Below are 25,443 nucleotides of genomic sequence, written 5' to 3'. Positions count from 1 at the left end.
GGCCCATTGGCGTGAATCCGCCCCTGCCGGGGCATACGGATGGTGCCCCCTCTCGATCATGTCGAGGACGACAAGCGTGGGAGGTACCCCGTGAGCAGTACCCTCTTCCGGACGAAGAAGGTCGAGCAGTCCATCCTCGACACCGAGGAGCCAGAGCACGCGCTCAAGAAGTCCTTGTCAGCGCTGGATCTGACCGTCTTCGGCGTCGGTGTGATCATCGGTACCGGCATCTTCGTACTCACCGGCACGGTCGCCAAGGACAACGCCGGGCCCGCGACGGCTCTGGCCTTCGTGGCGGCCGGCGTCGCGTGCGCCCTGGCCGCCCTCTGTTACGCCGAGTTCGCGTCCACGGTCCCGGTCGCCGGGTCCGCCTACACGTTCTCCTACGCCTCCCTCGGTGAACTGCCCGCCTGGATCATCGGCTGGGACCTCGTCCTGGAGTTCGCGCTCGGTACGGCGGTGGTGGCCGTCGGCTGGTCCGGCTACATCCAGTCGCTCATGGACAACGCGGGCTGGACGATGCCCGCGGGCCTGGGGAGCCGGGAGGGCGCCGACGCCTTCGGCTTCGACATCCTCGCCGCCGCGCTGGTCCTCGTCCTCACCGGCATCCTCGTGCTCGGCATGAAGCTGTCCGCGCGGATCACGTCGCTGGTCGTCGCCATCAAGGTGACGGTCGTCCTCGTCGTGATCATCGCGGGTGCGTTCCTCGTCAAGGGTGACAACTACGACCCCTTCATCCCGAAGGAGCAGCCCGTGGAGGCCGGGGCGAGTCTCGACTCCCCGCTGATCCAGCTCATGTTCGGCTGGGCTCCTTCCAACTTCGGCGTGATGGGCATCTTCACCGCCGCCTCGGTCGTGTTCTTCGCCTTCATCGGCTTCGACGTGGTGGCCACGGCCGCCGAGGAGACCAAGAACCCCCAGCGTGACATGCCCCGCGGCATCCTCGGCTCCCTCGCAATTTGCACCACGCTGTACGTCCTCGTGTCGATCGTCGTCACCGGCATGCAGCACTACAGCGAGCTGTCCGTCGACGCGCCGCTGGCCGACGCGTTCAAGGCGACGGGGCATCCGTGGTTCGCGGGCTTCATCAGCTTCGGCGCCGCGGTCGGCCTGACCACGGTCTGCATGATCCTGCTGCTCGGCCAGACCCGGGTGTTCTTCGCGATGAGCCGGGACGGACTGCTGCCGCGGTTCTTCTCGCGCGTCCACCCGCGATTCAAGACGCCGCACCGGCCGACCATCCTGCTCGGCGTGATCATCGCCGTCCTCGCCGGGTTCACGCCGCTGACCGAGCTCGCCGCCCTGGTGAACATCGGCACGCTGTTCGCCTTCGTGGTCGTCGCCATCGGCGTGATCATCCTCCGCAAGTCCCGCCCCGACCTGCCCCGGGCCTTCCGCACCCCGTGGGTGCCGGTGATCCCGATCCTGTCGGTCTGCGCTTCCCTGTGGCTGATGATCAACCTTCCCGCCGAGACGTGGGTCCGCTTCGCCATCTGGATGGCGGCCGGCTTCCTCGTCTACTTCCTGTACGGACGCACGCACAGCCGCCTGGCGCGCGGCGAGGTGGGGGAGGAGCAGCCGAGCGCGGGCGGCGGCAGGGCTTAGGCTCCGCCTTCGCGTGGGGGTGGCCCGAGGCCGCGCCGGGGGGTGTCCGTCCTCGGAACGGCGCGATGGGGTCGGACGCCGACTGACTGGCGTTGACGCGCCAACCGCTGCGGGCGGACACCCCCGACACGTCCCCTTGCGTAGGACGGCGGGTGCGGGCGCGCTCTGTCCTGGCTGCGGGCATGCGTGCCGCCTGGGGCGGCACGGGTGGGCGTGGGGGTCCCCCTGCTAGAGCGAAGCCGAGAGCTTGGGGGAGGCACCCCGCTCCGCCGGGCTGCGAACCCACCCGACCTCAGCCCCCTCGCCGAGTACCTACGGACGAACAGACCGCGGCCCCGTCACCTCCGCCCCCAGCTCCCCGACCCGCCTCCGCAGCTCCCGGTCCGCCGTGACCACCAGGACCGAACGGTCACCGGCCGACGCCACCACCTCGACGATGTGGTCGTCTCCGCTGCCCGCGGCGGACGACACCCGCACCCCCGGCACGGACTCCACTCCCCGCGCCGCCCCCTCCACCACCAGGACGATCTCCACCGGGCCGGAGACGGCGGGGACCCCCTCCGACGCCAACCGGTCCCGCAGCCGTTCCGCCGCACCCCGGCGGTCCCGCCACCAGCCGTCCGGCACCGACCCGACGACGTTCGCCGCGTCGACGACGACCAGGACAGGCGTGTGGGCGTTCATGTGGCCAGGGTCGCACGGTGGATGGGCGCCGTGCGGGGCCGGGCGGGCGCGCCGGGCCCCGTCGGCCGCATAAAGTGAACAGGTGAACGGCGACTGGCTCATCCGCGGCCGCGACGGCCGCCTCACCGTCTACCTGCCCTCCGGCGACGCCGTCCTGTGCCGTGCGGAACGCGGCCCCGCCGGCCCCTGGGAGGACGTCCCCCGCCCCGTCGGCGGCAGCCAGAAGCTGCACCCGGGCGCGGCGCTCGGTCAGGGCCGGGACGGGTACGCCCACCTGGCCGCGTGGCGGCCCACCGTGCCCGGGGAGTCGGGGCTCGTGCACTCCACGCACTTCCGGCCCGGGCTCGCGGCCCTGGACTGGGTCCCGATCGGGCACCCGGACCAGAAGGGCGACCGGACGGGCCCGCCGGCCGTCGCCGTCGACGGCGTGGGGCGCGGCTACGTCTTCGTCCGGAACGGCAACGGCGGGGTCAGCCTGCGCAACCAGAAGGTCAAGGGTGGCTGGAGCTCCTGGCAGAACCTCGAAGGGCACGACGTCGAGGGCGAGTTGGCCGCGGTGACGGGGGAGTCGGGGCTGGTGGAGCTGTACGCCGCCGTCCCCGGCGGAATCCTGCACTGGCGGCAGGAGGGGGACGGGAAGAGGCCGGTGCAGACCGAGGGCGTCGACGCGCCCGTGCGCCCGGGGACCCTGCGCGCGCTCGCCACGTCCGCCGAGCACACCACCCTCTTCTTCACCGACACCTCGGGGGACCTGTGCGCCTGGCGCCCCGGTGAGAAGCCGGCGACCCTCCTCACGTCCGCAGGACCCGGCCCGGTCTCCGCCGTACGGTGTGAGATCGAGGGGCACGACTGCACCGTGCTCGCGCAGCGGTCGGCGAGCGGCAGGGTCGCCTTCGCCGCGTATCCCACCGAGCAGGAGCCGGCCGGTGCCTGGTGGACCGAGTCCGGGCCCCGGCTGCCCGCGGACGCCGTGGTGTCGGTGGCGCTCGACGAGCACGGGGAGGTCGTCGCGGCCTCCCAGTCGCCCTCTACGGGCACCGTGCTGCTCACCCGGCGCAAGGACGAGCCGGGGCTCGCGCTGGAGGCCTGGCGGGAGATCTGACCTCCGCCGGACCCGGAACGGATCACTTCCTTTTGTGGCTCTTGACGCACCAGACACACGAGGTGTGTCAAGGGTTGTACAGATGTGTGCGTGACAAGGCGCACCTCGGGTGAACATGGTCAAAAGGTGAAGGTATTGTTAACCTCATCGGACTTGTTCGATTTGCTCGGGGGGCCGGTTGCTACAGCGTCTGGCCGACGCCTTGGCAACGGGGTTGGGGAATGATGTCGTGAGCAGATCCTCCACGGTGGATCTTGTCGTTGTCGGACTCGGTTACGTGGGGCTGCCGTTGGCACGTTCTGCCGCAGCCGCGGGCCTGAAGGTGGTCGGTCTCGACCGCAGCCGACGGGTGATCGACGGACTGAACGCCGGCCGTTCACACGTCGACGACATCACCGACGCCGAAGTGCGCGCCATGCTGGAGCAGGGCTTCGAGGCCGTCGACCGGGCGGACGTGATCGCCGGCGCCGCCGCTGTCGTGGTGTGTGTCCCCACGCCACTCACCGAGCACGGAGCCCCGGACCTCGGCGCGGTGCACGCCGCCGTCGACGACATCGCCGCCCACCTCACCGCCGGCACGCTCGTGGTCCTGGAGTCCACGACCTATCCGGGCACGACCGACGAGGTGGTCCGGCCGCGTCTGGAGGCCGGGGGCCTGCGGGTCGGCATCGACTTCCACCTCGCCTTCTCGCCCGAGCGCATCGACCCGGGCAACCCCTCCTTCGGCCTGGAGAACACCCCCAAGGTCGTCGGCGGCATCACGGCCGACTGCACCAAGGCCGCCCGCGCCCTCTACGAGCGGTTCGTGAACCGGGTCGTCGAGGCCAAGGGCACCCGCGAGGCCGAGATGGCCAAGCTGCTGGAGAACACCTACCGGCACGTCAACATCGCGCTCGTCAACGAGATGTCGATGTTCTGCCGCGAGATCGGCGTCGATCTGTGGGACGCCATCCGGTGTGCTTCCACGAAGCCGTTCGGGTTCGCGCCGTTCTACCCCGGCCCGGGCGTCGGCGGGCACTGCATCCCGATCGACCCCAACTACCTCTCGTACAAGGTGCGTTCGCTGGGCATCCCGTTCCGGTTCGTGGAGCTGGCGCAGGAGATCAACCAGCGCATGCCCGTGCACGTGGTGAACCGCGCCGCCGATCTGCTCAACGACCAGGGCAAGGCCGTGCGCGGCTCCCGGGTTCTGCTGCTCGGCGTCACCTACAAGCCGGACATCTCCGACCAGCGCGAGAGCCCGGCCCTGGCCGTCGCGGAGAACCTCCTCGCGCGTGGTGCCGAACTCGTCTACTTCGATCCGCGCGTCGAGGACTGGCGCGTCGGCGGTGACCCCGTCGAGCGGGCCGGGGACTACCTCGCCGCCGCCGAGGCCGCCGACCTGACGATCCTGCTCCAGCCGCACCGCGAGATAGACCTCGACGAGCTGGCCGACCGCGCCCGGGCGCTCTTCGACACCCGGGGCAAATCCGCCGACCATCCGCGGGTGGTCAAGCTGTGACTTCCGAAGATACGTTCATACCCGGTGCCGTCGAGTCCGGTGGGCGTCGAGCGCACCGGAAGCGGCGGCATCTGAAGGTCTCGTACTTCGTCTTCCTGGGCCTGGCCGCGCTGATCGCCACCCGGCTCGACGCCGGTTCGCTGCACCTGTACTCGATGGGTGCCATGGGCCTGCTGGCCCTGAAGATGTTCGGCGCCCTCTTCTACCGTCCGGCCAAGGCCGGGCGGGAGGAACTGGAGTACCTGGAGAACGCCTGGGTCACCGCGGTCATCCCGATCTACAACGAGGACCCGGTGATGTTCGAGCAGGGCATGCGCAGCCTCCTCGCGCAGAGCCGCCTGCCCAACGAGATCCACATCATCGACGACGCCAGCGCCAACGACTCCGGTATCCGGGCGGCCAAGAAGCTGCGCCGCGAGTTCGAGGCCAAGGGCGTCAAGTACACCGTCAGCGTCCAGCCCGAGAACAAGGGCAAGCGCGAGGCGCTGGCGCTGGGCTTCGAGGCCGCGCCGTACTCCGACATCTTCCTCTGCGTCGACTCGGACACCGTGCTGTCCCGGGACACCGTGCGCGAGCTGCTGCTGCCGCTGGCCGACGAGAAGATCATGGCCTCCACCGGCATGGTGCTGGCGCTCAACCACGACAGCAACATCTTCACCCGCCTCCAGGACCTGCGCTACGGCAACTCGTTCCTGTTCGAACGGGCCGCCTACTCCCGGCTGAAGTCGGTCCTGTGCTGCTGCGGCGCGCTCTCCGCGTACCGCGGCACGCTGGTGCGCAAGTACCTGCCGGACTTCCTCAACCAGCAGTTCCTGGGCAAGCCGGCCGTCTTCGGCGACGACCGCCGCATGACCAACTACTGCCTGATGGAGGGCCAGGTCGTCTTCCAGGAGACGGCCGTCGGCTACACGGCCGTCCCCGAGAAGCTGCCGCACTTCCTGCGCCAGCAGGTGCGCTGGAACAAGTCCTTCTTCCGCGAGTCGCTGTGGGCGTTCCGCCACCAGAAGAAGTACCGGCCGGCCTTCTGGCTGACCTGCATGGAGCTCGCGCTGTGGCTGGTCTTCGGCTCGGCGATGTTCTACTCGATGGTCATCCTGCCCATCATGAAGCCCCAGCAGTTCGTCAACCACATCGGTGACTACCTGGTCTTCATGGTCCTGATGGGCTACCTGCGCAATGTGCGCTACCTCGACTTCCCGCGCCGCGGCATGGGCTTCATCAAGCGCTTCGGCATGTTCCTGCTCGCGCCGATCTATGGTGTCATCCAGCTGACGCTGCTGACGCCGCTGCGCTTCTACGCCCTGTTCACCCTGCACAAGGGCAGCTGGGGCACCCGCCAGGGCGGTGTCGAGGTGTCCGTGGCAGGCGACCACGAGCACGACGTGACGGAGATCTTCGAGGAAGAGGACCCGTACTCCGACAAGAAGGTCACCGAGACGCTCCAGTTGATGCGTCTGGAGGGCGTGGCGCTGCGCACCCGGCCCCGCCCGGCGGGCGGCATCCCCTCCCAGCCGCAGCCGATCCCCGGCTACGACGAGGAGCAGCACGCCGCCGTTCCGCAGCAGCGCGTCAGCTGGGGGGCTCCGGCGCCGGCCGGCCAGCAGCAGTGGCAGGGCGAATACCCCGGCCACCACGACCCGTACCAGCAGCAGTACCCGGGGCAGGGCGGCCACGTCCCGCAGCAGGGCGGTTATCCGCCGCAGGACCCGTCGTGGCAGCAGGGCCACGGACAGGGCCAGGGCGGTTACGGGCAGGGCGGCTGGTAGAGCCGCGAGCAACGGAGAGAGGGGCGGCCGGGGGGCCGCCCCTCTCTTGTGCGTTCGGGCGCTGGGCGTGCGGGCGGGCCAGGCCTCAGGTGTAGGAGGCCATGGCCTCCTCGACCGTCAGCACCGGGATGTCCCGGTCCTCGATCGCCTTCATCAGCGCCTCCAGGCCCGCGGTGCCGATCTCGGTGCTCGTCTTGGGAGCGCCGTCGACGACCTTGTGCAGACACAGGATCAGCCAGTCGCCGTTGTTCACGCACCGGTCGAGCTTGCCGCCCGCGCCCGTCAGCTTCGACAGGGCCGTACCGCCGATGCCCGTACCGTCGTTGATGCCCGTCAGCGCCTTGAGGCGGTACGGCATCGCCGGGGCGAACGACTCGATGGTCTCGGAGATGATCGACCGGGCCGTGGTGAAGTGCCGGCTCGCGATCTGGTCGACCGGGACCCCGTCGGAGGTCTTCTGGAACGCGCCGTGCGGATAGGCGAAGTGCTCGCTGGTGAAGCCGTTGGAGACCAGCCACTCGCGCAGCTTGCGGAAGTCGTCGTCGGCCTGCTCTGCGGTGAGCTTGGGGTAGCTGGCCGTGTGGACGGCGTTCGCGTACGAGTGGCCGCCCATCTCCCAGCCCGAGAAGTCCTGCATCGACCGCATCTGGTCGAGCGTCAGGAAGCTGCCGGTGCCGATGGCGTCGGCGATGTTGTAGACCGTGCCGGGGAAGCCGAAGCGGTCCATGACCGGCCGGGCCAGGTCGTGGACCGACTTGTGGGAGTCGTCGAAGGTGATGGAGACGACGCCCTTGGGGAAGACCGAGACGGTGTCCGGTATCAGCTCCACGGCCTGGAGCCGGTAGGTCACCGGGCCGCCCGCGTTGTCGTACACGGCGAAGGACATGTCGGTGAAGCCGGTCTTCGTGGAGGGCTTGCCACTGGCGCCGATGGAGTACGTACCCGCCGCCGCGTTGACGTCCGCCCACTGGAGGTGGACGGTCACCCACTCCCCGGACTGTACGTAGTTCGCCGAGGTCTTGGAGTGCACGTGGTGCGTCCAGGCGAAGTGGTTCGCGAGGGAACCGCTGCCCAGGTAGAAGACGCACTTGGCCAGGTTCGTCACGTCGTCGACGCGGAAGACCAGCCGGATCATCTTGCCCGTCAGGCTCATCGCGGGCATGCCCGTCCTGCGGACGTAGCTCTGCTTGCCGGTGCCGTTGGTGGTCACCCGGACCGACTGTGTGCCGCGGACGAAGGCGGACGTGTCGTTAGCCTCGGCCGACGCGGTGCCGGTGCCCCCGGGCGTCCAGCCGTGGCCCGACTGGAACTGCTGGGACCAACTGGCCCGGCGGTACTTGGGGCGGCGGCCGGAGGGAGCGTAGAGGGGAGGCGTGGTGAGGCCTCCGATGCCGGCCCCGGCGGCCGGGGCGGCGGCGGGCTGTGCCACCACCTTGCCCAGCCACGCGCCGCCGCCGGCCATGGCGACGCCTCCTGTACCGCCCATCAGCAGGGCGGAGCGCCTGCTCACCACCGGCTTGTTCTCCGTTGCCTCGGCGGCGTGCCTGTGGGCGCCGGACCGACTGTTCCTCACCGGGACTCCCGAACCGTGTCGAAGTAGTTCACACCCTCGCCGGTGAAGTCCTCGACAGCGGACTGCACTTGCTTCGCCGACAGGGTGTCGTTCGCGTTGTAGTAGAGCCAGTCCACCTTCATGTCCCAGGCGCGCTCGCCCTCGAACGGCAGATCGATGAACCAGTGGTTGAAGTTCACGGACATGTCCGCGCGCGGGGCGTACTTGCCGTTGCTGAGGAAAAGCTTCTTGCCGTCGAGCCAGTAGGCGACGACGCCGTCCTTCACCCTGATCAGCACGGTGTGCCAGGTGTCGAGGCTCTTGTTCGTGGTCTCGTAGACCCGGTCGTTGGTCTTGTGGTCGTACCAGGTCACGGTGTCGAGCTTGGGGCCGGCCCGGCCCCAGCCGCCGTTCGGCATGTACTCGTTGTCCAGCTCGCTGTACTTCGAGCCGGTGCCGCCGATGGTGTAGAAGGTCTGGTTGACGTGGTCGCCGGCGTCCCCGGTGGTCGGCTCGTCGCTGAAGTGGATGCGGGCCGCGTAGGTGCCGTCGCGGAACTTGCTGGCGGCCGTGCCGAGGCTCGCCTGCCGCGTCCCGGCCTTGGTGCCGTCCGTGCTCGCCCGCAGGTTCAGCACCTGGCCGCCGGCGTGCGCGCCCTCGGCGGTGGGGAAGCTGACGCCCTTCGCCGACCAGGTGTTCTCGACGCCCGGGCCGCCCTTGCTGGTGCGGACCAGCCAGCCGTGCTTGAACAGGGCCGGGTCCTTGGGGCCCTGATAGGTGAAGTCGTCGAACAGCACCCCGGCGGGCAGGGCGGGCAGCGGCTCGGGCGCGGACTTCGCCGCCGTCTTCTTCTCGTCGCTCGCCTTGGTGCCGTCCGGCTCCTCGCCCCAGGCGAGGACGCCCCGCTTGTAGGCGGTGACGTTCTCCGCCTCCTTGTAGCTGGTCATCTCCGCGTCGAAGGAGCGGTCGTCGGACTGCTTCAGCTTCTTGTGGTCGGTGCGGAAGAGCTGGAGGTCGATGCCCTTGCTGTTGGCGCCGGGCTTCAGGTCACCCGCGGCGGCCGTGAACCGGACCTCCAGGTAGTGGTCCGCGGTGTCCGTGGGCTTGTTCATCGCTACGATCCGACCGGCGACGTTGGAGCAGCCGAACACGGCGTTGACACAGTTGAAGGCGTACGACGCGGAGCCGTCGGCGGTGAACCAGTACCGGAGCGTCACATCGCTCAACGGCAGTGGCTTGCCGGTGTCGTTGAAGACCTCCAGCGACGGCTTGGCCGCCGTCGCCGTCGCCGGGGTGTCGGTCCGGTAGCGGACCTTCAGCTCGGGCGGGTCCGGGTTCGCGGCCTTCCACACGGGATAGAGCGCCGTGCCGCCTGCGGCGACCACCGCCACGAGGAGCAGGAGCCTGATCTTGGGCCAGACCCGGCGTCGGGGTGTTCGGCGACGAGGGGACGCCACGCAGGACTCCTTCGAGGACACCCGGCGGTCTGGGGGTGGAGACCGTCAGAGTCAGGTAAGCAATGGTCGGATTGTGTGAGGATCCTATCTGTGGCGGCATGCAGAGAGGGGGGCGGGTGCACGGATTGTTACCGTACGCCCCACCCCCCTCAGGGGTAACGCGTTACGCCGGGACGCTCGCGACGCCCTGTGCCAGGAACCTCTTGCCGTTCACGCGCTCGGAGACACCCTCGCGGTCCAGGTACGGCGTGATGCCGCCCAGGTGGAAGGGCCAGCCGGCGCCCGTGATGAGGCAGAGGTCGATGTCCTGCGCCTCGGCGACGACGCCCTCGTCGAGCATGATGCCGATCTCCTGCGCCACCGCGTCGAGCACACGGTCGCGAACCTGCTCCTCCGTCAGGACGGTGTCGCCCTGCTTCAGCAGCGCGGCGACCTCGGGGTCCAGCTCCGGCTTGCCGGAGTCGTAGACGTAGAAGCCGCGCTTGCCCGCCTTGACGACGGCCGCGAGGTTCGGGGAGACCGTGAAGCGGTCCGGGAAGGCCCGGTTGAGGGTCTCCGAGACGTGCAGACCGATCGCGGGGCCGACGAGCTCCAGCAGGACCAGCGGCGACATCGGCAGACCGAGCGGCTCGACGGCCTTCTCGGCCACCTCGACCGGGGTGCCCTCGTCGATGACGTTCTGGATCTCGCCCATGAAGCGGGTCAGGATGCGGTTCACGACGAACGCCGGGGCGTCCTTGGTGAGGACCGCGGTCTTCTTCAGCTTCTTGGCGACGGCGAAGGCCGTGGCCAGGGAGGCGTCGTCGGTCTTCTCGCCGCGCACGATCTCCAGCAGCGGGAGGACCGCGACCGGGTTGAAGAAGTGGAAGCCCACGACCCGCTCGGGGTTCTTGAGCTTCGACGCCATCTCGGAGACCGACAGCGAGGAGGTGTTCGTCGCGAGGATGGCGTGCGCCGGGGCGACCGCCTCGACCTCCGCGAACACCTGCTGCTTGACGCCGATCTCCTCGAACACGGCCTCGATGATGAAGTCCGCGTCCGCGAAGCCCTCGGCCTTGTCCAGCACACCGGACACCAGCGCCTTGAGACGGTTGGCCTTGTCCTGGTTGATCCGGCCCTTGCCGAGCAGCTTGTCGATCTCGGCGTGGACGTAGCCCACACCCTTGTCGACGCGCTCCTGGTCGATGTCCGTGAGGACGACCGGGACCTCCAGGCGGCGCAGGAACAGCAGCGCGAGCTGGGAGGCCATCAGACCGGCGCCGACGACACCGACCTTGGTGACCGGGCGGGCCAGGGACTTGTCCGGGGCGCCGGCGGGACGCTTGCCGCGCTTCTGCACCAGGTTGAAGGCGTAGATGCCGGAGCGCAGTTCGCCGCCCATGATGAGGTCCGCGAGGGCCTTGTCCTCGGCGTCGTAGCCCTGCTGGAGGTCGCCGTTCTTGGCGGCGGCGATGATGTCCAGGGCGCGGTAGGCGGCCGGGGCGGCGCCGTGCACCTTGGAGTCCGCGATGAAGCGGCCCTTGGCGACGGCCTGGTCCCAGGCCTCGCCGCGGTCGATGACCGGGCGCTCGATCTCCAGCTCGCCCTTGAGGACGGCGGCGGTCCAGATCAGCGACTGCTCCAGGAAGTCCGCGCCCTCGAAGATCGCGTCGGCGATCCCGAGCTCGTAGACCTGCTTGCCCTTGAGCTGCTTGTTCTGGTTGAGGCTGTTCTCGATGATCACCGAGACGGCCTTCTCGGGGCCGATCAGGTTCGGCAGCAGCGTGCAGCCGCCCCAGCCGGGCACCAGGCCGAGGAAGACCTCGGGGAGCGAGAACGCCGGGAGGGCCGCGGAGACCGTGCGGTAGGTGCAGTGCAGACCGACCTCGACACCGCCGCCCATCGCGGCGCCGTTGTAGTACGCGAAGGTCGGCACGGCCAGCTGGGACAGCCGCTTGAAGACCTCGTGGCCGCCCTTGCCGATGGCGAGCGCGTGCTCGTACTCCTTGAGGATCTCCACGCCCTTGAGGTCGGCGCCGACCGCGAAGATGAACGGCTTGCCGGTGATGCCGACGCCGATGATCTCGCCGTCCGCCGCCTCCTTCTCGACCTGGTCGATGGCGGTGTTCAGGTTCGCCAGCGAGGCCGGGCCGAAGGTGGTCGGCTTGGTGTGGTCGTGGCCGTTGTCCAGGGTGATCAGGGCGAAGCGCCCGGCACCGAGGGGGAGGTCGAAGTGGCGTACGTGCGCAACTGTGACGACCTCGTCCGGGAACAGCTCGGAAGCCTGCTTGAGAAGCTCGGCGGTGGTGCTCACTTGTCCCCCTCGAAGTGCGGGTTCTCCCAGATGACCGTCGCGCCCATGCCGAAGCCGACGCACATGGTGGTCAGGCCGTAGCGGACGTGCGGCTGCTCCTCGAACTGGCGGGCCAGCTGCGTCATCAGGCGGACGCCGGAGGAGGCCAGCGGGTGGCCGAAGGCGATGGCGCCGCCGTACTGGTTGACGCGCTCGTCGTCGTCGGCGATGCCGTAGTGGTCGAGGAAGGCCAGGACCTGGACGGCGAAGGCCTCGTTGATCTCGAACAGGCCGATGTCGGAGATCGACAGGCCCGCCTGGGCCAGCGCCTTCTCCGTCGCCGGGATCGGGCCGTAGCCCATGACCTCCGGCTCCACGCCCGCGAAGGAGTAGGAGACCAGGCGCATCTTCACGGGGAGGTCGTTCTCCCGCGCGAACTCCTCGGAGGCGATCAGCGAGGCGGTGGCGCCGTCGTTCAGACCGGCCGCGTTACCGGCGGTGACCCGGCCGTGGACGCGGAACGGGGTCTTCAGGCCCTGGAGGTTCTCCAGGGTCGTGCCCGGGCGCATCGGCTCGTCGGCGGTGACCAGGCCCCAGCCCGTCTCACCGGCCTCGGCGTTGGTACGGCGGACCGAGACCGGCACCAGGTCGGCCTGGATCTTGCCGTTGGCGTACGCCTTGGCGGCCTTCTCCTGGGAGCGCACGGCGTACTCGTCGGCGCGCAGCTTGGTGATCTGCGGGTAGCGGTCGTGCAGGTTCTCCGCGGTCATGCCCATGAACAGGGCGGACTCGTCGACCAGCTTCTCGGAGACGAACCGGGGGTTGGGGTCCACGCCCTCGCCCATGGGGTGGCGGCCCATGTGCTCGACACCGCCCGCGATGGCGATGTCGTAGGCGCCGAAGGCCACGGAACCGGCGACCGAGGTGACGGCGGTCAGGGCGCCGGCGCACATGCGGTCGATGGAGTAGCCCGGCACGGACTGCGGCAGACCCGCGAGGATCCCGGCGGTGCGGCCGATGGTCAGGCCCTGGTCACCGATCTGCGTGGTCGCGGCGATGGCGACCTCGTCGATCTTCTTCGGGTCGAGACCGGGGTTGCGGCGCAGCAGCTCCCGGATCGCCTTCACGACGAGGTCGTCGGCACGGGTCTCGTGGTAGATGCCCTTCGGGCCCGCCTTGCCGAACGGGGTGCGGACGCCGTCGACGAAGACGACGTCCCTGACGGTACGAGGCACGATGGCTCTCCTCCAGGGTCAGGATCTGCATTGCTGCTGCGATGCGCTGAGCGCGCGCTCAGGCCCATGCTACTTATGGGTAACGTAGCTGCACAGTCCTGGCGGGGGGAGCGGCGAAGGTCACACCTCCGGGTGGTGCGACGCCCCGCTTTTCAGGGGCGCGGGGCCGTATCGATGTGCGGCTCCGCCGCGCGGGCGCGCCCAGCCACGACGCACCCGCACCCCCGAACGGCGCTCACCGAGGCGGCGCTGTGGACCCCCGAGGCGTCAGCACCGGTGTCGGCACAGGATGGGACCCACCCTCACCCTCGCTGATCACCGAGAACAGTGTCCTCGCCACATCCGCTCCAAAACCGTGCACGTCATGGCTCATGGCCGAAAGCGTCGGATGCGTCAGCCGGCACAGCTGCGAGTCGTCCCACGCCAGCAGCGACACGTCCTCCGGCACCCGCAGCCCCATCTCCGCCGCCACCGAAAGACCCGCCACCGCCATGATGTCGTTGTCGTACACGATCGCGGTCGGCCGGTCGGCCGGCGCCGCCGTCAGCAGCGACCGCGTCGCCCGGGCCCCCGCGTCCCCCGAGAAGTCCGTCGCCACCTGCCAGGCCCCGGCCAGCGCCAGCGCCCCCGCCGTCTCGTCGAACGCCGCCGTCCGGATCGCCGTGTGCCCGAGGTCCGCCGCCCCGCCCACCCGGGCGATCCGCCGGTGCCCCAGCGCGGCCAGGTACCGCACCGCCTCCGTCACGGCCGTGGCGTCGTCCGTCCACACCGAGGTGAGTCCCCCGGTCAGCGAGGGGTGCCCGACGGCGACCACCGGCATCCCGAGCCGCTCTGTCATGGCCACCCGCGGATCGTCCGCCCGGAAGTCGACGAGGATCGACCCGCCGATCTGCCGCCCCCGCCACCACGTCTCCTGGACGCCCACCTCCTCGTCCATGTTCCGTACCAGCCGCAGCAGCAGCGAACTGGAGTGCTCGGTCAGCACGCTCTGTACACCCGAGACGAACTCCATGTACCAGGGTTCGAGGCCGAGCACCCGCGCCGGCCGGCACACGGCGAGACCGACCACGTCCACCCGCGACCCGGCCAGCGTCCGCGCCGTGAGGCTCGGCGACCAGCCCAGCTCCCGGGCCGCGAGGAAGATCCGGTCCCGGGTGGCCTCCGACAGCCCCGGCTTGTGGTTGAAGGCGAGGGACACCGCGCCCTTGGACACACCGGCGCGCGCGGCGACGTCCTTGATGGTGACGCGAGGGGTCGGCGTTGCCGTCATCGGATGGGCTCCACGCAGTACAGGGCCGAACGGGCGGTCTTCGCGTCCGGAGTCTTCCAGCCGCGCACCCCGATGGTCACCTCTTCGCCCGGCAGCAGCGTGACCAGCCCCCGGTCGGCCCGCGCCCCGGGGTCGAGCCGGTCGGCCTGGAGCAGCAGGTCCCGGACGAGGGTGCGGGCGGTCACCGTGATGCCGCCCGGCGTGAGCCCGACGTCGAACTCCGGCACGGGGTAGGGCACCTCACGGTCGGGCACCGGGAAGTGCAGCGCCCGCAGCCTGTCGACGTCCGCGACCAGGAACTCCCCGGGCCCGGCGGGCACCAGCTCCCGCGGCACGCCGACACGGGCCACGGCCCGTCTCCCGGCCGCCAGGTCCACGTCCTTCCGGCCCAGCACCTCGCCCTCGACGGACGACCGCCGCAGGGTCAGAGTTCCCCGCCACTCGGTCGGCCCCTGGTTGACGGCGGCCAGCACCAGCTCGCCGTCGCGCACCTGGAACGTCGGCAACCGGTCCGCGTACAGGCGCTTCAGCTCGTGGTAAAGCGGCTTCTCCCGGCCGTCCCCGTCGATCGCCGCCCAGGACGTCACCGGCCAGCAGTCGTTGAGCTGCCAGACGACCGTGCCCGCGCAGACCGGCCAGTGGGAGCGCCAGTGCTCGATCCCGGCCGCGACCGCCCGCGCCTGGTTGAGCTGCATGAGGTAGTGCCAGCGGTCGAAGTCCCCGTCCGGCACGGCGAAATGCCGTGCGAGCCCCCGCTCCAGCTTGCCGTTGCCGTCGTCCGCCTTCTGGTGGTGCAGGACGCCGGGGGAGTCCGGCGCGAGCTCCTCCCCGGGCAGTGCCCGGCGCAGCGTGCTGTACGCGGGCGGCGCCTGCCAGCCGAACTCGGCGACGAACCGCGGCACGCTCAGCCGGTAGTCTGCGTAGTCCTGCCGGTTCCACACCTCCCACGAGTGGTGGGTGCCGTGCGCCGGGTCGTTCGGGTGGTGGTCCCAGGACCCGGACCAGGGGCTGCCCGCGGTGTACGGCCGGGTCGGGTCCAACTCGGCCACCACACGCGGCAGCACGCCCAGGTAGTAGCCCTCGCCCCAGGAGTCCCCGGCCAGGTGGGGCTCCCACTCCCAGTCCCGGAAGCCCCACAGGTTCTCGTTGTTGCCGTTCCACAGCACGAGCGACGGGTGCGGCATCAGCCGTACGACGTTCTCCCGCGCCTCGGCCTCCACCTCGCCGCGCAGCGGCTGCTCCTCCGGGTACGCCGCGCACGCGAACGGGAAGTCCTGCCAGACCAGCAGCCCGAGTTCGTCGCAGGCGTCGTAGAAGTCCTCGCTCTCATAGATCCCGCCGCCCCAGATCCGGACGAGATCGATGCCCGCGCCGGCTGCCTGCTCCAGCCGCTCCCGGTAGCGCTCTCGGGTGATCCGGGACGGGAAGACGTCGTCGGGGATCCAGTTGACGCCCCGTGCGAAGAGCCGCTCACCGTTGACGACGAGGGTGAAGCCCGTGCCGTGCGCGTCGGGCCGCCGGTCCAGCTCCACGGTCCGGAAGCCGATCCGCCGCCGCCACACGTCCAGCGCCTCTTCGCCGTGCATCAGCTTCAACTCCACGTCGTAGAGCGGCTGTTCGCCGTATCCGCGCGGCCACCACAGCCGCGCGTGCGGCACCCGCAGCCGTACGACCCCGCCGGACCCCTCGATCTCGGCCCGCGCCCGCACCCCCGCGGCGGACGCCTCCACCGCCAGCGGTGCCTCGACCCGGGTCCGCTCGACGTCGACGGCCAGCTCCACGACGCCCGAGCCGTCCTCGACGGTGACCAGCGGGCGGACCCGCGCGATCCGGGCCGTCGACCAGTGCTCCAGGCGCACCGGCCGCCAGATCCCGGCCGTCACCAGGGTCGGCCCCCAGTCCCAGCCGAAGGAGCAGGCCATCTTGCGCAAGTACTGGTAGGGCTCGGCGTAGGCGGCGGGCCGCTCGCCCACCCGGCCCCGCACGGCCTCGGCCTCGGCGTAGGCGGAGACGAACCGCACGGACAGCCGCCCGGACAGGCCCGTCACGTCGAACCGGTACGAGCGGTGCATGTTGCGCACCTTCCCCAGCAGCCGCCCGTCCAGGGAGATCTCGGCGACGGTGTCGAGCCCGTCGAAGACCAGGTCTGTCTGCTCCTGCCCCTCCGAGTCGCCGATCTCCCGCTCGTACGTCCAGTCCCGGCGCCCCACCCACGCGACCTCGGTCTCGTTCCGGCCGAGGAACGGGTCCGGAATCACCCCCGCGGCCATCAGGTCGGTGTGCACGCATCCCGGCACGACGGCGGGCAGCGTGTCCGAGTCGTGTCGCAGGATCCATCCCTCGCCGAGCGGTGTCGCCTCCAGCATGCGCACTCCCTTAACCGGTCCAGTGAAGAGTCGTGTGACGGTTTCGCATCGTTGGCGGGATTGGGACTTTACCGGTTGAGTACACGCTGCCAGAGTTCCGAACCAGCCATACCGCACGTGCTCGTCCGTCCCGAGTTCCCCTCCGCGAACGGAGCTGATGCACATGAACCGCCGTACCCTCCTCGCCCTCGCCGTGGGCGCCGCCCTGCTGGCCTCCGGCTGCACCGGCTCCGGTGGCCCTGCCGAGGGCGCCGACGCGAAGGCGCCCGACGATCCCTCCAAGGCCGACGGAACCATCACCGTCCTCACCCACCGGACCGACCTCGTGCAGGACGGGACGATGAAGAAGTACGCCGCCGAGTTCAACAAGACGTATCCGAAGGTGAAGGTCGAGTTCGACGGCATCACCGACTACGAGGGCGAAGTAAAGATCCGTATGAACACGGAGAACTACGGCGACGTCCTCATGATCCCCGCGGTGATCGAGAAGAAGGACTACCCCAGGTTCTTCGCCTCCCTGGGCGGCAAGGACGAGCGGAGCGAGAAGTACCGCTTCACCGACTACACGGCCGTCGGCGGCAAGGTGTACGGCCAGAGCCCGCTCGGCGCGGTCCCCGGGTTCATCTACAACAAGAAGGTGTGGGGCCAGGCCGGGGTCACCGACTGGCCCACGACACCGGACGAGTTCCTCGCCGGCCTCAAGGCCATCAAGTCGAAGACCGACGCGGTGCCCTACTACACCAACTTCAAGGACGGCTGGCCGCTCAGCCAGTGGACGGGCGTCCGGGGCTCGGTCAGCTGCGACGAGCAGGCCACCACCAGGTGGGCCGAGGGCAACCCCTGGGCCGAGGGCGGCGAACTGCGGGTGGCGGACGGCCTGCTGTACGACATCGTGCACGAGGGGCTCGCAGAGAAGGACCCGACGACGACCAACTGGGAGGCGTCCAAGCCCAAGCTGGCCAAGGGCGAGATCGCCACCATGTGGCTCGGATCCTGGGCGGTCATCCAGATGCAGGGCGCGGCGAAGCAGGCCGGCGCCGACCCGGACGACATCGGGTTCATGCCCTTCCCCGCCCAGAAGGACGGCACGTTCTGCGCGGTGACGTCGCCCGACTACAACCAGGCCGTCAACATCCACTCCGAGCACAAGCAGGCCGCCCGCGCCTGGATCGACTGGTTCACCGACAAGTCCGGCTACGCGCGGGACAACCTGGCGCTGTCCCCGCTCAAGGACGCCCCGCTGCCCGGCATGCTGAAGCCGTACGAGGAGGCGGGCGTCAAGCTCCTCGACCTCGACGACAGCAAGGGCGCCGAGCTGAAGACCCTCGAGAACCAGTCCGAGGTCGGCATCAACAAGCCCGACTACCGCAAGGAACTCGTCGACATGGCCCGCGGCGCCCGGAAGGGCGACCCGGACGACTACCTGGACGGCCTCGGTGAGAAGTGGACCGAGACCCAGAAGTCGCTGGGGTACTGATGACGGGCACGACCGAGACGGCGGCCGTCAAGGCAGCCGCGGGGGCGGCCTCCGCCCCGGCCCCGGCACCCGCCCCGCGCCCGGCACGCCTGTGGCGCGGGGCCACCCCCTGGCTCTTCCTGCTCGCCCCGCTCACTCTCCTGATCGTCTTCACCTACGCGCCGATCGCCAACATGGTCGCGTACAGCTTCACCGACTGGGACGGAGTGAGCCCCGAACTGAACTTCACGGGCGCCGAGAACTACACCGAACTCTTCACCCGCTCCGAGCTGTTCGAGGTCTTCTGGGTCAGCGGCTACTACCTGGCGGCGTCCGTGATCCAGATCGTGGCTGCGCTCTACTTCGCCACGATCCTCAGCTTCGACGTCCGCTTCCGGAACTTCTTCAAGGGCGTGCTGTTCTTCCCGTACCTGATCAACGGCGTCGCGATCGGCTTCGTCTTCCTCTACTTCTTCCAGGACGGCGGCACCCTCGACTCGGTGCTGAGCCTGCTCGGCGTGCAGACGGACCGCGCCTGGCTGGGCACCCCGGAGTCGGCGAACACCTCTCTCGCCGCCGTCTCCGTCTGGCGCTACCTGGGCCTGAACTTCGTGCTCTTCCTGGGCGCGATCCAGTCGATCCCCGGGGAGCTGTACGAGGCGGCCGAACTGGACGGCGCGAACCGCTGGCACCAGTTCCGCCACATCATCGCGCCCGGCATCAAACCGGTCCTGAGCCTGACGGTGATCCTCTCGATCTCCGGTTCGCTCTCGGTCTTCGAGATCCCCTACATCATGACCGGCGGCGCGACCGGCACCGAGACGTTCGTCATCCAGACCGTGAAGCTGGCGTTCCAGTTCAACAAGACGGGGCTCGCCTCGGCGGCCGCGGTCGTGCTGCTGCTGATCGTCCTCGCGGTGACCTGGGTGCAGCGGCGCCTCGCCCCCGACGACAAGGCGGACCTCGTATGACCCGCCGCGCGGTGAGCCGCGTCCTCGTGTACCTGTCGCTGATCGCCGCGACCGCGCTGGTCCTGCTCCCGCTGGCCGCGGTGTTCCTGACGTCCCTGAAGTCGGAGAGGGAGATGGCGGACGGCAGTGGCGCGCTCGCGCTGCCGGACGACCCGTTCCACCTCGACAACTACGTGACGGCGTTCCAGGACGGCCGGATGCTCTCGGCCTTCGGCAACACGGCCGTCATCCTGGTCGTCGCCATCGGCGGCACGGTCCTGATCGGCTCGATGACGGCCTACGCCATCGACCGCTTCCGCTTCCGTTTCCGCGCCTTAGTCCTGGCCCTGTTCCTGATCGCCGCGCTGGTCCCCGGCGTGACCACCCAGGTGGCCACCTTCCAGATCGTCAACAGCTTCGGCATGTTCGACAGCCTCTGGGCGCCGATCGCCCTCTACATGGGCACCGACATCGTCTCGATCTACATCTTCCTGCAGTTCGTCCGCTCGATCCCGGTCTCCCTGGACGAGTCGGCCCGCATCGACGGCGCCAACGCCTTCACCGTCTACCGCAAGGTCATCTTCCCGCTGCTGAAACCGGCGATCGCGACGGTCGTGATCGTGAAGGGGATCACCGTCTACAACGACTTCTACATCCCCTTCCTCTACATGCCCTCCGAAGATCTTGGCGTGATCTCGACGTCGCTGTTCCGCTTCAAGGGCCCGTTCGGCGCCCACTGGGAGACGATCTCGGCGGGAGCGATCCTCGTCATCGTCCCCACGCTGGTCGTCTTCCTGTTCCTCCAGCGGTTCATCTACAACGGTTTCACCCGGGGAGCCACGAAGTAGACGCCCTGCCGGCGGTTAGGCCTCCTTGACGGACAGCGCCTCCACGAGCACGGGGGTCACCTGCTCCACCTGCCACGGCCGGGCACCGTGCCCGGCCAGCGCCGCCGCGACGGACTCCGCGTCCACCACCGCCGGCGGCTCCCAGCACACCCGCCGCACCGTGTCCGGGGTGATCAGGTTCTCCTGCGGCATGCCGACCTGCTCGGCCAGCGCCGACACCCCGGCCCGGGCGGCGGACAGCCGCGCTGCGGCCGCGGGGTCCTTGTCGGCCCAGGCGCGCGGCGGCGGAGGCCCGGTCACCGGCTGCCCCGGCTGCGGCAGCTGGGCCTCGCTCAGCGCCTTCGCCCGGTCCACCGCCGCCTGCCACTGCTCCAGCTGCCGCTTGCCCACGCGGTGTCCGAAACCGTTCAGCGCGGCCAGGGCGTGCACATTGGCCGGAAGGGCCAGCGCCGCCTCCACGATCGCCGCGTCCCCGAGCACCTTGCCCGGCGAGACGTCCCGCCGCTGGGCGATCCGGTCCCGGGTCTGCCACAGCTCCCGTACGACGGCCAGCTGCCGCCGGCGGCGCACCTTGTGCATGCCGGACGTACGCCGCCATGGGTCCTTGCGGGGCTCGGGCGGGGGAGCCGAGGCGATCGCGTCGAACTCCTGGCGGGCCCACTCCAGCTTGCCCTGCCGGTCCAGCTCCTTCTCCAGCGCGTCGCGCAGGTCGACGAGCAGCTCGACGTCCAGCGCCGCGTAGCGCAGCCAGGGCTCGGGCAGGGGCCGGGTCGACCAGTCGACGGCGGAGTGCCCCTTCTCCAGGACGAAGCCCAGCACGCTCTCGACCATCGCGCCGAGCCCGACCCGGGGGAACCCGGCGAGCCGCCCGGCCAGCTCCGTGTCGAACAGCCGGGTCGGCACCATGCCTATCTCGCGCAGGCAGGGCAGGTCCTGGGTGGCGGCGTGCAGCACCCACTCGACGCCGGACAGGGCGTCACCGAGGGCGGACAGGTCGGGGCAGGCCACGGGGTCGATCAGGGCCGTTCCGGCGCCCTCGCGGCGCAGCTGCACGAGGTAGGCGCGCTGCCCGTAGCGGTAGCCGGACGCGCGCTCGGCGTCGACGGCGACGGGCCCCGATCCCGCCTCGAAGGCGGCGATCATCCGGGCCAGGGCGGCCTCGTCCGCGATGACGGGCGGAATGCCCTCTCGCGGCTCAAGCAAGGGGATCGGCGCCTCCGTAACAGAAGATCCGCCGTCGTCCGGAGGGGCGCCTCCGGTGGTTCGCAGTGAGCTGTCTGCTGCGGTGTCGTGGGCGTCGGTCACCTGTCAAGGGTATCCATGTATGGACAGCGCCCGCCGACGGAACGTTCCGTCGACGGGCGCCCGAGGGTCGCAAACCAGTCATGTCGGGGAAGCGGCGGGTTCGCGAACCGTGCGTGACGTGAACGGGGCCGACGGCCGGTCCCGTTCACGTGCGGGTGGGGTCACGAAGGGTCACGGCGGAGCGGGTCAGTGGATGATCCCGGTCCGCAGCGCCACCGCGACCATGCCGGCGCGGTCGCCCGTGCCGAGCTTGCGGGCGATGCGGGCGAGGTGGCTCTTGACGGTCAGGGCGGACAGGCCCATCGAGACGCCGATCGCCTTGTTCGACTGGCCTTCCGCGACCAGCCGCAGCACCTCGACCTCGCGGCCGGACAGCTCGCGGTAGCCGCCCGGGTGGCTCGGGGCACCCGGGGGGCGGCGGTGCAGTCGCGCGGCGGCGGCGCCGATGGGGGCGGCGCCCGGCCGGGTGGGGAGCCCGACGTTGGTACGGGTGCCGGTGACGACGTATCCCTTCACCCCGCCGGCGAGTGCGTTGCGCACGGCGCCGATGTCGTCGGCGGCGGAGAGGGCGAGCCCGTTGGGCCAGCCCGCGGCGCGGGTCTCCGACAGGAGGGTGAGGCCGGAACCGTCCGGCAGGTGGACGTCGGCGACACAGATGTCACGGGGGTTGCCGATGCGGGGACGAGCCTCCGCGATGGACGAGGCCTCGATGACGTCGCGCACACCGAGCGCCCACAGATGGCGGGTGACGGTGGAGCGGACGCGCGGGTCGGCCACGACCACCATGGCGGTCGGCTTGTTCGGGCGGTAGGCGACCAGGCTTGCGGGCTGCTCGAGGAGAACGGACACCAGGCCTCCTGGGTGCGGGACGGGGCCGGCTCGTGGGGGTGAAGCCGGGACGAACCGTGCTTTCAAGGTCACAGTCGTCTTCGGCACCGAACCCGTCCGCCTTTAGAGAATGATCACGATTCAGTGATAACAATCCGCGCAATTCGGACACGCGGTCGATCATTCGAAGGTGGAACGGTTTCGATCTGCGTCGGTACGCGGTCGAAAGTGGCCGTATCGACAAAGTGATTCGGCCAAGAGGGGTACTCAGGTGTGATCGTCGGCAGGACATGGTTGACCGCCCCGCACAAGGTCGATCAGTGCGAGGCGGTCAAGGGTTGATCAGAGGTCGATCAGCGGGCCCAGGGGGTGTTACGAGGGCCGGTCAGCGGGACTGCGGCCCTCGCCGCTGGGGGAGCGTCACCACGGACGCGTCGCCCGGACCGGCCGGGGGCAGCCCCGCGATCTGGGCGAGCAGATCGCACCAGGACGCCAGATGCGCGGCCGTGTCCGGGACCCCGCCCAGGCCCTCGCGCGGCGTCCACGACGCACGGATCTCGATCTGCGAGGCGGCCGGTCGCGCGGACAGCCCGCCGAAGTAGTGGGAGCTCGCGCGCGTGACGGTGCCGCTCGGCTCCCCGTAGGTCAGCCCGCGCGCCTGGAGCGCGCCGGTCAGCCACGACCAGCACACCTCCGGCAGCAGCGGATCCGCCGCCATCTCCGGCTCCAGCTCCGCACGCACCAGCGTCACCAGCCGGAACGTGCCCCGCCAGGCGTCGTGCCCGGCCGGGTCGTGCAGCAGCACCAGCCGGCCGTCGGCCAGGTCCTGGTCGCCGTCGACGACCGCCGCCTCCAGCGCGTAGGAGTACGGGGCGAGCCGCTTCGGCGCGGGCGTCGGCTCGACCTCGATCTGGGGCCGCAGCCGAGCCGCCCTCAGCGCGTCGACGGCGGCCCGGAAGGGCGGCGGGGCGGAGTCCGCCTCCCGCCGGTCGTTCTCGGTGTCCTTCGCTTCGTCCATACCGCCAGCGCCGTCCGACAGTCGTCCCTGAGCCGCAGCCATGCGGGAAGATTACGGGGACCGGAGCCCGGGTGCGGGGCTAGACACCCCGCGCCTCTCCAGGGGCTGAATAGTGCTGTCCGGCGGCGTGCGAAACTTGGCCCCGTGAGTGCCAACGACGCCCCCAGGGCCCAGCAGCCGTCCGCCGCGTACGACTCCGCCTTCCTCAAGGCCTGCCGGCGCGAGCCCGTACCGCACACGCCGGTGTGGTTCATGCGGCAGGCCGGGCGCTCACTGCCGGAGTACCGCAAGGTGCGCGAGGGCATCCCGATGCTCGAATCCTGCATGCGGCCCGAACTGGTCACCGAGATCACCCTCCAGCCGGTGCGCCGGCACGGCGTGGACGCGGCGATCTACTTCAGCGACATCGTCGTCCCGCTCAAGGCCATCGGCATCGACCTCGACATCAAGCCCGGCGTCGGCCCGGTCGTCGAGCACCCGATCCGCACCCGCGCCGACCTCGCGCAGCTGCGCGACCTGACCCCCGAGGACGTCTCCTACGTCACCGAGGCCATCGGCCTGCTCACCCGCGAGCTCGGCGCCACGCCCCTCATCGGCTTCGCCGGCGCCCCCTTCACCCTCGCCAGCTACCTCGTCGAGGGCGGCCCGTCCCGCACGTACGAGAACGCCAAGGCGATGATGTACGGCGACCCCGAGCTGTGGGCCGACCTGCTCGACCGCCTCGCGGACATCACCGCCGCGTTCCTGAAGGTGCAGATCGAGGCGGGCGCCTCGGCGGTGCAGCTGTTCGACTCCTGGGCCGGTGCGCTGGCCCCCGTCGACTACCGCCGCTCGGTGCTGCCCGCCTCGGCGAAGGTCTTCGATGCCGTGGCCGGCTACGGCGTCCCGCGCATCCACTTCGGGGTCGGCACCGGCGAACTGCTCCCGCTCATGAGCGAGGCCGGCGCGGACGTCGTCGGCGTCGACTGGCGCGTGCCGATGGACGAGGCCGCCCGCCGCGTCGGGCCCGGCAAGGCCCTCCAGGGCAACCTCGACCCGACCGTGCTGTTCGCCCCGACGGAGGCCGTCGAGGCCAAGACCCGCGAGGTCCTGGAGTCGGCGAAGGACCTGGAGGGCCACGTCTTCAACCTCGGCCACGGCGTCATGCCGTCCACCGACCCGGACGCGCTGACCCGGCTGGTGGAGTACGTCCACACGCGGACGGCCCGCTGACGACGGTCCCCGGCGCCCTCGCCCTCCCTCATCGGGCGGGCTCGTAGGCGAGCTGCTTGACCTGGCGCAGCGTGAGGGTGGTCTCGGCGGAGCGGACCCCGTCCAGGGCTCCGATGGTGCCGCTGAGGTAGCGGTAGAGGTCGCCGGTGCTCGGATGCAGGGTGGCGGCGACGACGTCGTTGCCGAAGTGTTCGTGTCACGTGATGGTCGGGCACCGCGTGGCTGATCGGCGCCAGTGTCGTGGGCAGCAGCGCGGCCGCCCCCAGCCCGGCCAGTGCCTGCCCCGCCCACAGCACCTGGACCGACTGCGCGCACAGCGCCACGGTCGCCCCTGCGGCGGCGAACACCAGGCCCGCCTGGAAGACCTTCTTGCGGCCGTGCACGTCTCCGAAGACACCGGCGGTCAGGATGAGGGCCGCCATGGGCAGGACGAACGCGTCGGATATCCACGACAGTTGTGAGATTTTCAGCCAGTCCACGGCAGGGGCCAGCCACAGCCCGCGGAGCCCGGGGAACCGACATCCAGGAGGAGGATCCGAAGGATTTCCGACACCTGTGCGGCACCGGAGGGGGCGCCGGTGAACGCAGTCGTCCACGCGTGCGTATGTCTCGGCAACCGCCCGCGGCGCGGGGAAGGCGGGTCGCGGGGCCGACGTGAGGAACAGGCGATGAACGACCGAGTTACTCCCGCGATGCACGCACTGCCCGACGGCGAGGCGGAGCTGACGCTGGTGGTGCGGCTGCCCTGGGAGGACGTGGCACGCCTCGGCCAGGAGGCGGGGCGGCTGGCCACCCAGATGCGGCGGCCCGTGACGCTGGAGGAGGCGGTGAGTCACCGGCTGCGGTCGACCCGGGTGGCCTCGCACGCGAAGCCGGCGGGGGAGCAGCCGCCGGCGGTGACGGCTGCGCCGGCTTCCGTGTCCTCGTTGCCGTCACGGCCGCCGGCGGAGCAGGCGCGGCAGGCGATCGACCGGATCACCGGTACGGCGGGGACGGCGTAGGGCTTCGCCGTCGGG

The 25,443-nt window shown here is 70.3% G+C and carries 19 protein-coding genes and 1 pseudogene; 9 read left to right on the top strand and 11 right to left on the bottom strand.

Annotation, left to right across the window (positions count from 1 at the left end):
* The first annotated feature begins 90 nt into the window (after positions 1-90).
* On the top strand, positions 91-1,605 hold the full coding sequence (locus OO68_RS04950) for an amino acid permease (RefSeq protein ID WP_033306834.1): 1,515 nt from the start codon (positions 91-93) through the stop codon (positions 1,603-1,605).
* A gap of 312 nt (positions 1,606-1,917) precedes the next feature.
* Here the strand turns inward: OO68_RS04950 and OO68_RS04945 are convergent, their stop codons facing one another.
* Positions 1,918-2,289 (bottom strand): PIN domain-containing protein, encoded by a 372-nt coding sequence (locus OO68_RS04945; protein ID WP_033306833.1) that lies wholly within the window; start codon positions 2,287-2,289, stop codon positions 1,918-1,920.
* A gap of 82 nt (positions 2,290-2,371) precedes the next feature.
* On the opposite strand from OO68_RS04945, the gene OO68_RS04940 reads away from it, so the two are divergent.
* The 3 genes from OO68_RS04940 to OO68_RS04930 all read left to right on the top strand — a co-directional run bounded on the left by OO68_RS04940 (position 2,372) and on the right by OO68_RS04930 (position 6,658).
* Positions 2,372-3,391, top strand: coding sequence for a PLL family lectin (locus tag OO68_RS04940; RefSeq protein WP_033306832.1), 1,020 nt, complete (start codon positions 2,372-2,374; stop codon positions 3,389-3,391).
* A 229-nt stretch (positions 3,392-3,620) separates the two neighbouring features.
* Complete coding sequence (locus tag OO68_RS04935) at positions 3,621-4,892, top strand: nucleotide sugar dehydrogenase (RefSeq protein WP_033306831.1); 1,272 nt, start codon at positions 3,621-3,623, stop codon at positions 4,890-4,892.
* Positions 4,889-6,658, top strand: a complete 1,770-nt coding sequence (locus OO68_RS04930; RefSeq protein WP_033306830.1) for a glycosyltransferase — start codon at positions 4,889-4,891, stop codon at positions 6,656-6,658. Before OO68_RS04935 ends, OO68_RS04930 begins: the two co-directional genes overlap by 4 nt.
* Before the next feature lie 85 nt (positions 6,659-6,743).
* Here the strand turns inward: OO68_RS04930 and OO68_RS04925 are convergent, their stop codons facing one another.
* The 6 genes from OO68_RS04925 to OO68_RS04900 all read right to left on the bottom strand — a co-directional run bounded on the left by OO68_RS04925 (position 6,744) and on the right by OO68_RS04900 (position 16,810).
* A complete protein-coding gene (locus OO68_RS04925) occupies positions 6,744-8,231 on the bottom strand; it encodes a polysaccharide deacetylase family protein (RefSeq protein ID WP_245236901.1) in 1,488 nt (495 codons plus the stop codon).
* Positions 8,228-9,667 (bottom strand): cellulose binding domain-containing protein, encoded by a 1,440-nt coding sequence (locus OO68_RS04920; RefSeq protein ID WP_033306828.1) that lies wholly within the window; start codon positions 9,665-9,667, stop codon positions 8,228-8,230. Before OO68_RS04920 ends, OO68_RS04925 begins: the two co-directional genes overlap by 4 nt.
* 163 nt (positions 9,668-9,830) lie before the next feature.
* Positions 9,831-11,960 (bottom strand): 3-hydroxyacyl-CoA dehydrogenase NAD-binding domain-containing protein, encoded by a 2,130-nt coding sequence (locus tag OO68_RS04915; protein ID WP_033306827.1) that lies wholly within the window; start codon positions 11,958-11,960, stop codon positions 9,831-9,833.
* Complete coding sequence (locus tag OO68_RS04910; protein WP_033306826.1) at positions 11,957-13,174, bottom strand: thiolase family protein; 1,218 nt, start codon at positions 13,172-13,174, stop codon at positions 11,957-11,959. The genes OO68_RS04915 and OO68_RS04910 overlap by 4 nt, the downstream gene beginning before the upstream one ends.
* Positions 13,175-13,409: 235 nt before the next feature.
* Positions 13,410-14,444 (bottom strand): LacI family DNA-binding transcriptional regulator, encoded by a 1,035-nt coding sequence (locus tag OO68_RS04905; protein WP_033306825.1) that lies wholly within the window; start codon positions 14,442-14,444, stop codon positions 13,410-13,412.
* On the bottom strand, positions 14,441-16,810 hold the full coding sequence (locus tag OO68_RS04900; RefSeq protein WP_033306824.1) for a glycoside hydrolase family 2 protein: 2,370 nt from the start codon (positions 16,808-16,810) through the stop codon (positions 14,441-14,443). Before OO68_RS04900 ends, OO68_RS04905 begins: the two co-directional genes overlap by 4 nt.
* A 163-nt stretch (positions 16,811-16,973) precedes the next feature.
* Between OO68_RS04900 and OO68_RS04895 the strand changes: the two genes are divergently transcribed.
* The 3 genes from OO68_RS04895 to OO68_RS04885 are packed head-to-tail and all read left to right on the top strand — an operon-like array spanning position 16,974 to position 20,064.
* Positions 16,974-18,287, top strand: a complete 1,314-nt coding sequence (locus tag OO68_RS04895; RefSeq protein ID WP_033306931.1) for an ABC transporter substrate-binding protein — start codon at positions 16,974-16,976, stop codon at positions 18,285-18,287.
* Positions 18,287-19,237 (top strand): carbohydrate ABC transporter permease, encoded by a 951-nt coding sequence (locus OO68_RS04890; protein ID WP_033306823.1) that lies wholly within the window; start codon positions 18,287-18,289, stop codon positions 19,235-19,237. Before OO68_RS04895 ends, OO68_RS04890 begins: the two co-directional genes overlap by 1 nt.
* A complete protein-coding gene (locus OO68_RS04885) occupies positions 19,234-20,064 on the top strand; it encodes a carbohydrate ABC transporter permease (protein WP_033306822.1) in 831 nt (276 codons plus the stop codon). Before OO68_RS04890 ends, OO68_RS04885 begins: the two co-directional genes overlap by 4 nt.
* 15 nt (positions 20,065-20,079) lie before the next feature.
* Here OO68_RS04885 and OO68_RS04880 read toward each other — a convergent pair whose 3' ends face one another.
* The 3 genes from OO68_RS04880 to OO68_RS04870 all read right to left on the bottom strand — a co-directional run bounded on the left by OO68_RS04880 (position 20,080) and on the right by OO68_RS04870 (position 23,257).
* Positions 20,080-21,369, bottom strand: a complete 1,290-nt coding sequence (locus OO68_RS04880; protein ID WP_078625168.1) for a ribonuclease D — start codon at positions 21,367-21,369, stop codon at positions 20,080-20,082.
* A gap of 186 nt (positions 21,370-21,555) precedes the next feature.
* Positions 21,556-22,218 (bottom strand): response regulator transcription factor, encoded by a 663-nt coding sequence (locus OO68_RS04875; RefSeq protein WP_003993737.1) that lies wholly within the window; start codon positions 22,216-22,218, stop codon positions 21,556-21,558.
* 364 nt (positions 22,219-22,582) lie between these two features.
* The gene (locus tag OO68_RS04870) at positions 22,583-23,257 is read right to left on the bottom strand and encodes a DUF3000 domain-containing protein (RefSeq protein WP_078625167.1); all 675 of its coding nucleotides are present in this window, start codon (positions 23,255-23,257) and stop codon (positions 22,583-22,585) included.
* 102 nt (positions 23,258-23,359) lie between these two features.
* On the opposite strand from OO68_RS04870, the gene hemE reads away from it, so the two are divergent.
* On the top strand, positions 23,360-24,427 hold the full coding sequence (gene hemE / locus OO68_RS04865; protein ID WP_033306819.1) for a uroporphyrinogen decarboxylase: 1,068 nt from the start codon (positions 23,360-23,362) through the stop codon (positions 24,425-24,427).
* Positions 24,428-24,630: 203 nt separating this feature from the next.
* On the opposite strand, the pseudogene OO68_RS43735 reads toward hemE, so the two are convergent.
* Positions 24,631-25,023 (bottom strand): annotated as a pseudogene (locus tag OO68_RS43735) (MFS transporter); the annotation flags it as partial.
* 72 nt (positions 25,024-25,095) lie between these two features.
* On the opposite strand from OO68_RS43735, the gene OO68_RS04860 reads away from it, so the two are divergent.
* Positions 25,096-25,428, top strand: a complete 333-nt coding sequence (locus OO68_RS04860; RefSeq protein WP_078625166.1) for a hypothetical protein — start codon at positions 25,096-25,098, stop codon at positions 25,426-25,428.
* The last annotated feature ends 15 nt before the right edge of the window (positions 25,429-25,443 follow it).

The organism is Streptomyces iakyrus (assembly GCF_000717055.1).
In the GTDB taxonomy this organism is placed as follows: domain Bacteria; phylum Actinomycetota; class Actinomycetes; order Streptomycetales; family Streptomycetaceae; genus Streptomyces; species Streptomyces iakyrus.
Note: the sequence above shows the minus strand (reverse complement) of the source record. Positions and strands in the feature narration are given on the sequence as shown.

Coding starts and splice junctions, on each gene's coding strand:
- OO68_RS04945 (WP_033306833.1), bottom strand. CDS start 2,289: ATGAACGCCCACACGCCTGTCCTGGTCGTCGTCGACGCGGCGAACGTC.
- OO68_RS04905 (WP_033306825.1), bottom strand. CDS start 14,444: ATGACGGCAACGCCGACCCCTCGCGTCACCATCAAGGACGTCGCCGCG.
- OO68_RS04900 (WP_033306824.1), bottom strand. CDS start 16,810: ATGCTGGAGGCGACACCGCTCGGCGAGGGATGGATCCTGCGACACGAC.
- OO68_RS04895 (WP_033306931.1), top strand. CDS start 16,974: ATGAACCGCCGTACCCTCCTCGCCCTCGCCGTGGGCGCCGCCCTGCTG.
- OO68_RS04890 (WP_033306823.1), top strand. CDS start 18,287: ATGACGGGCACGACCGAGACGGCGGCCGTCAAGGCAGCCGCGGGGGCG.
- OO68_RS04885 (WP_033306822.1), top strand. CDS start 19,234: ATGACCCGCCGCGCGGTGAGCCGCGTCCTCGTGTACCTGTCGCTGATC.
- OO68_RS04870 (WP_078625167.1), bottom strand. CDS start 23,257: ATGGCTGCGGCTCAGGGACGACTGTCGGACGGCGCTGGCGGTATGGAC.
- OO68_RS04860 (WP_078625166.1), top strand. CDS start 25,096: ATGAACGACCGAGTTACTCCCGCGATGCACGCACTGCCCGACGGCGAG.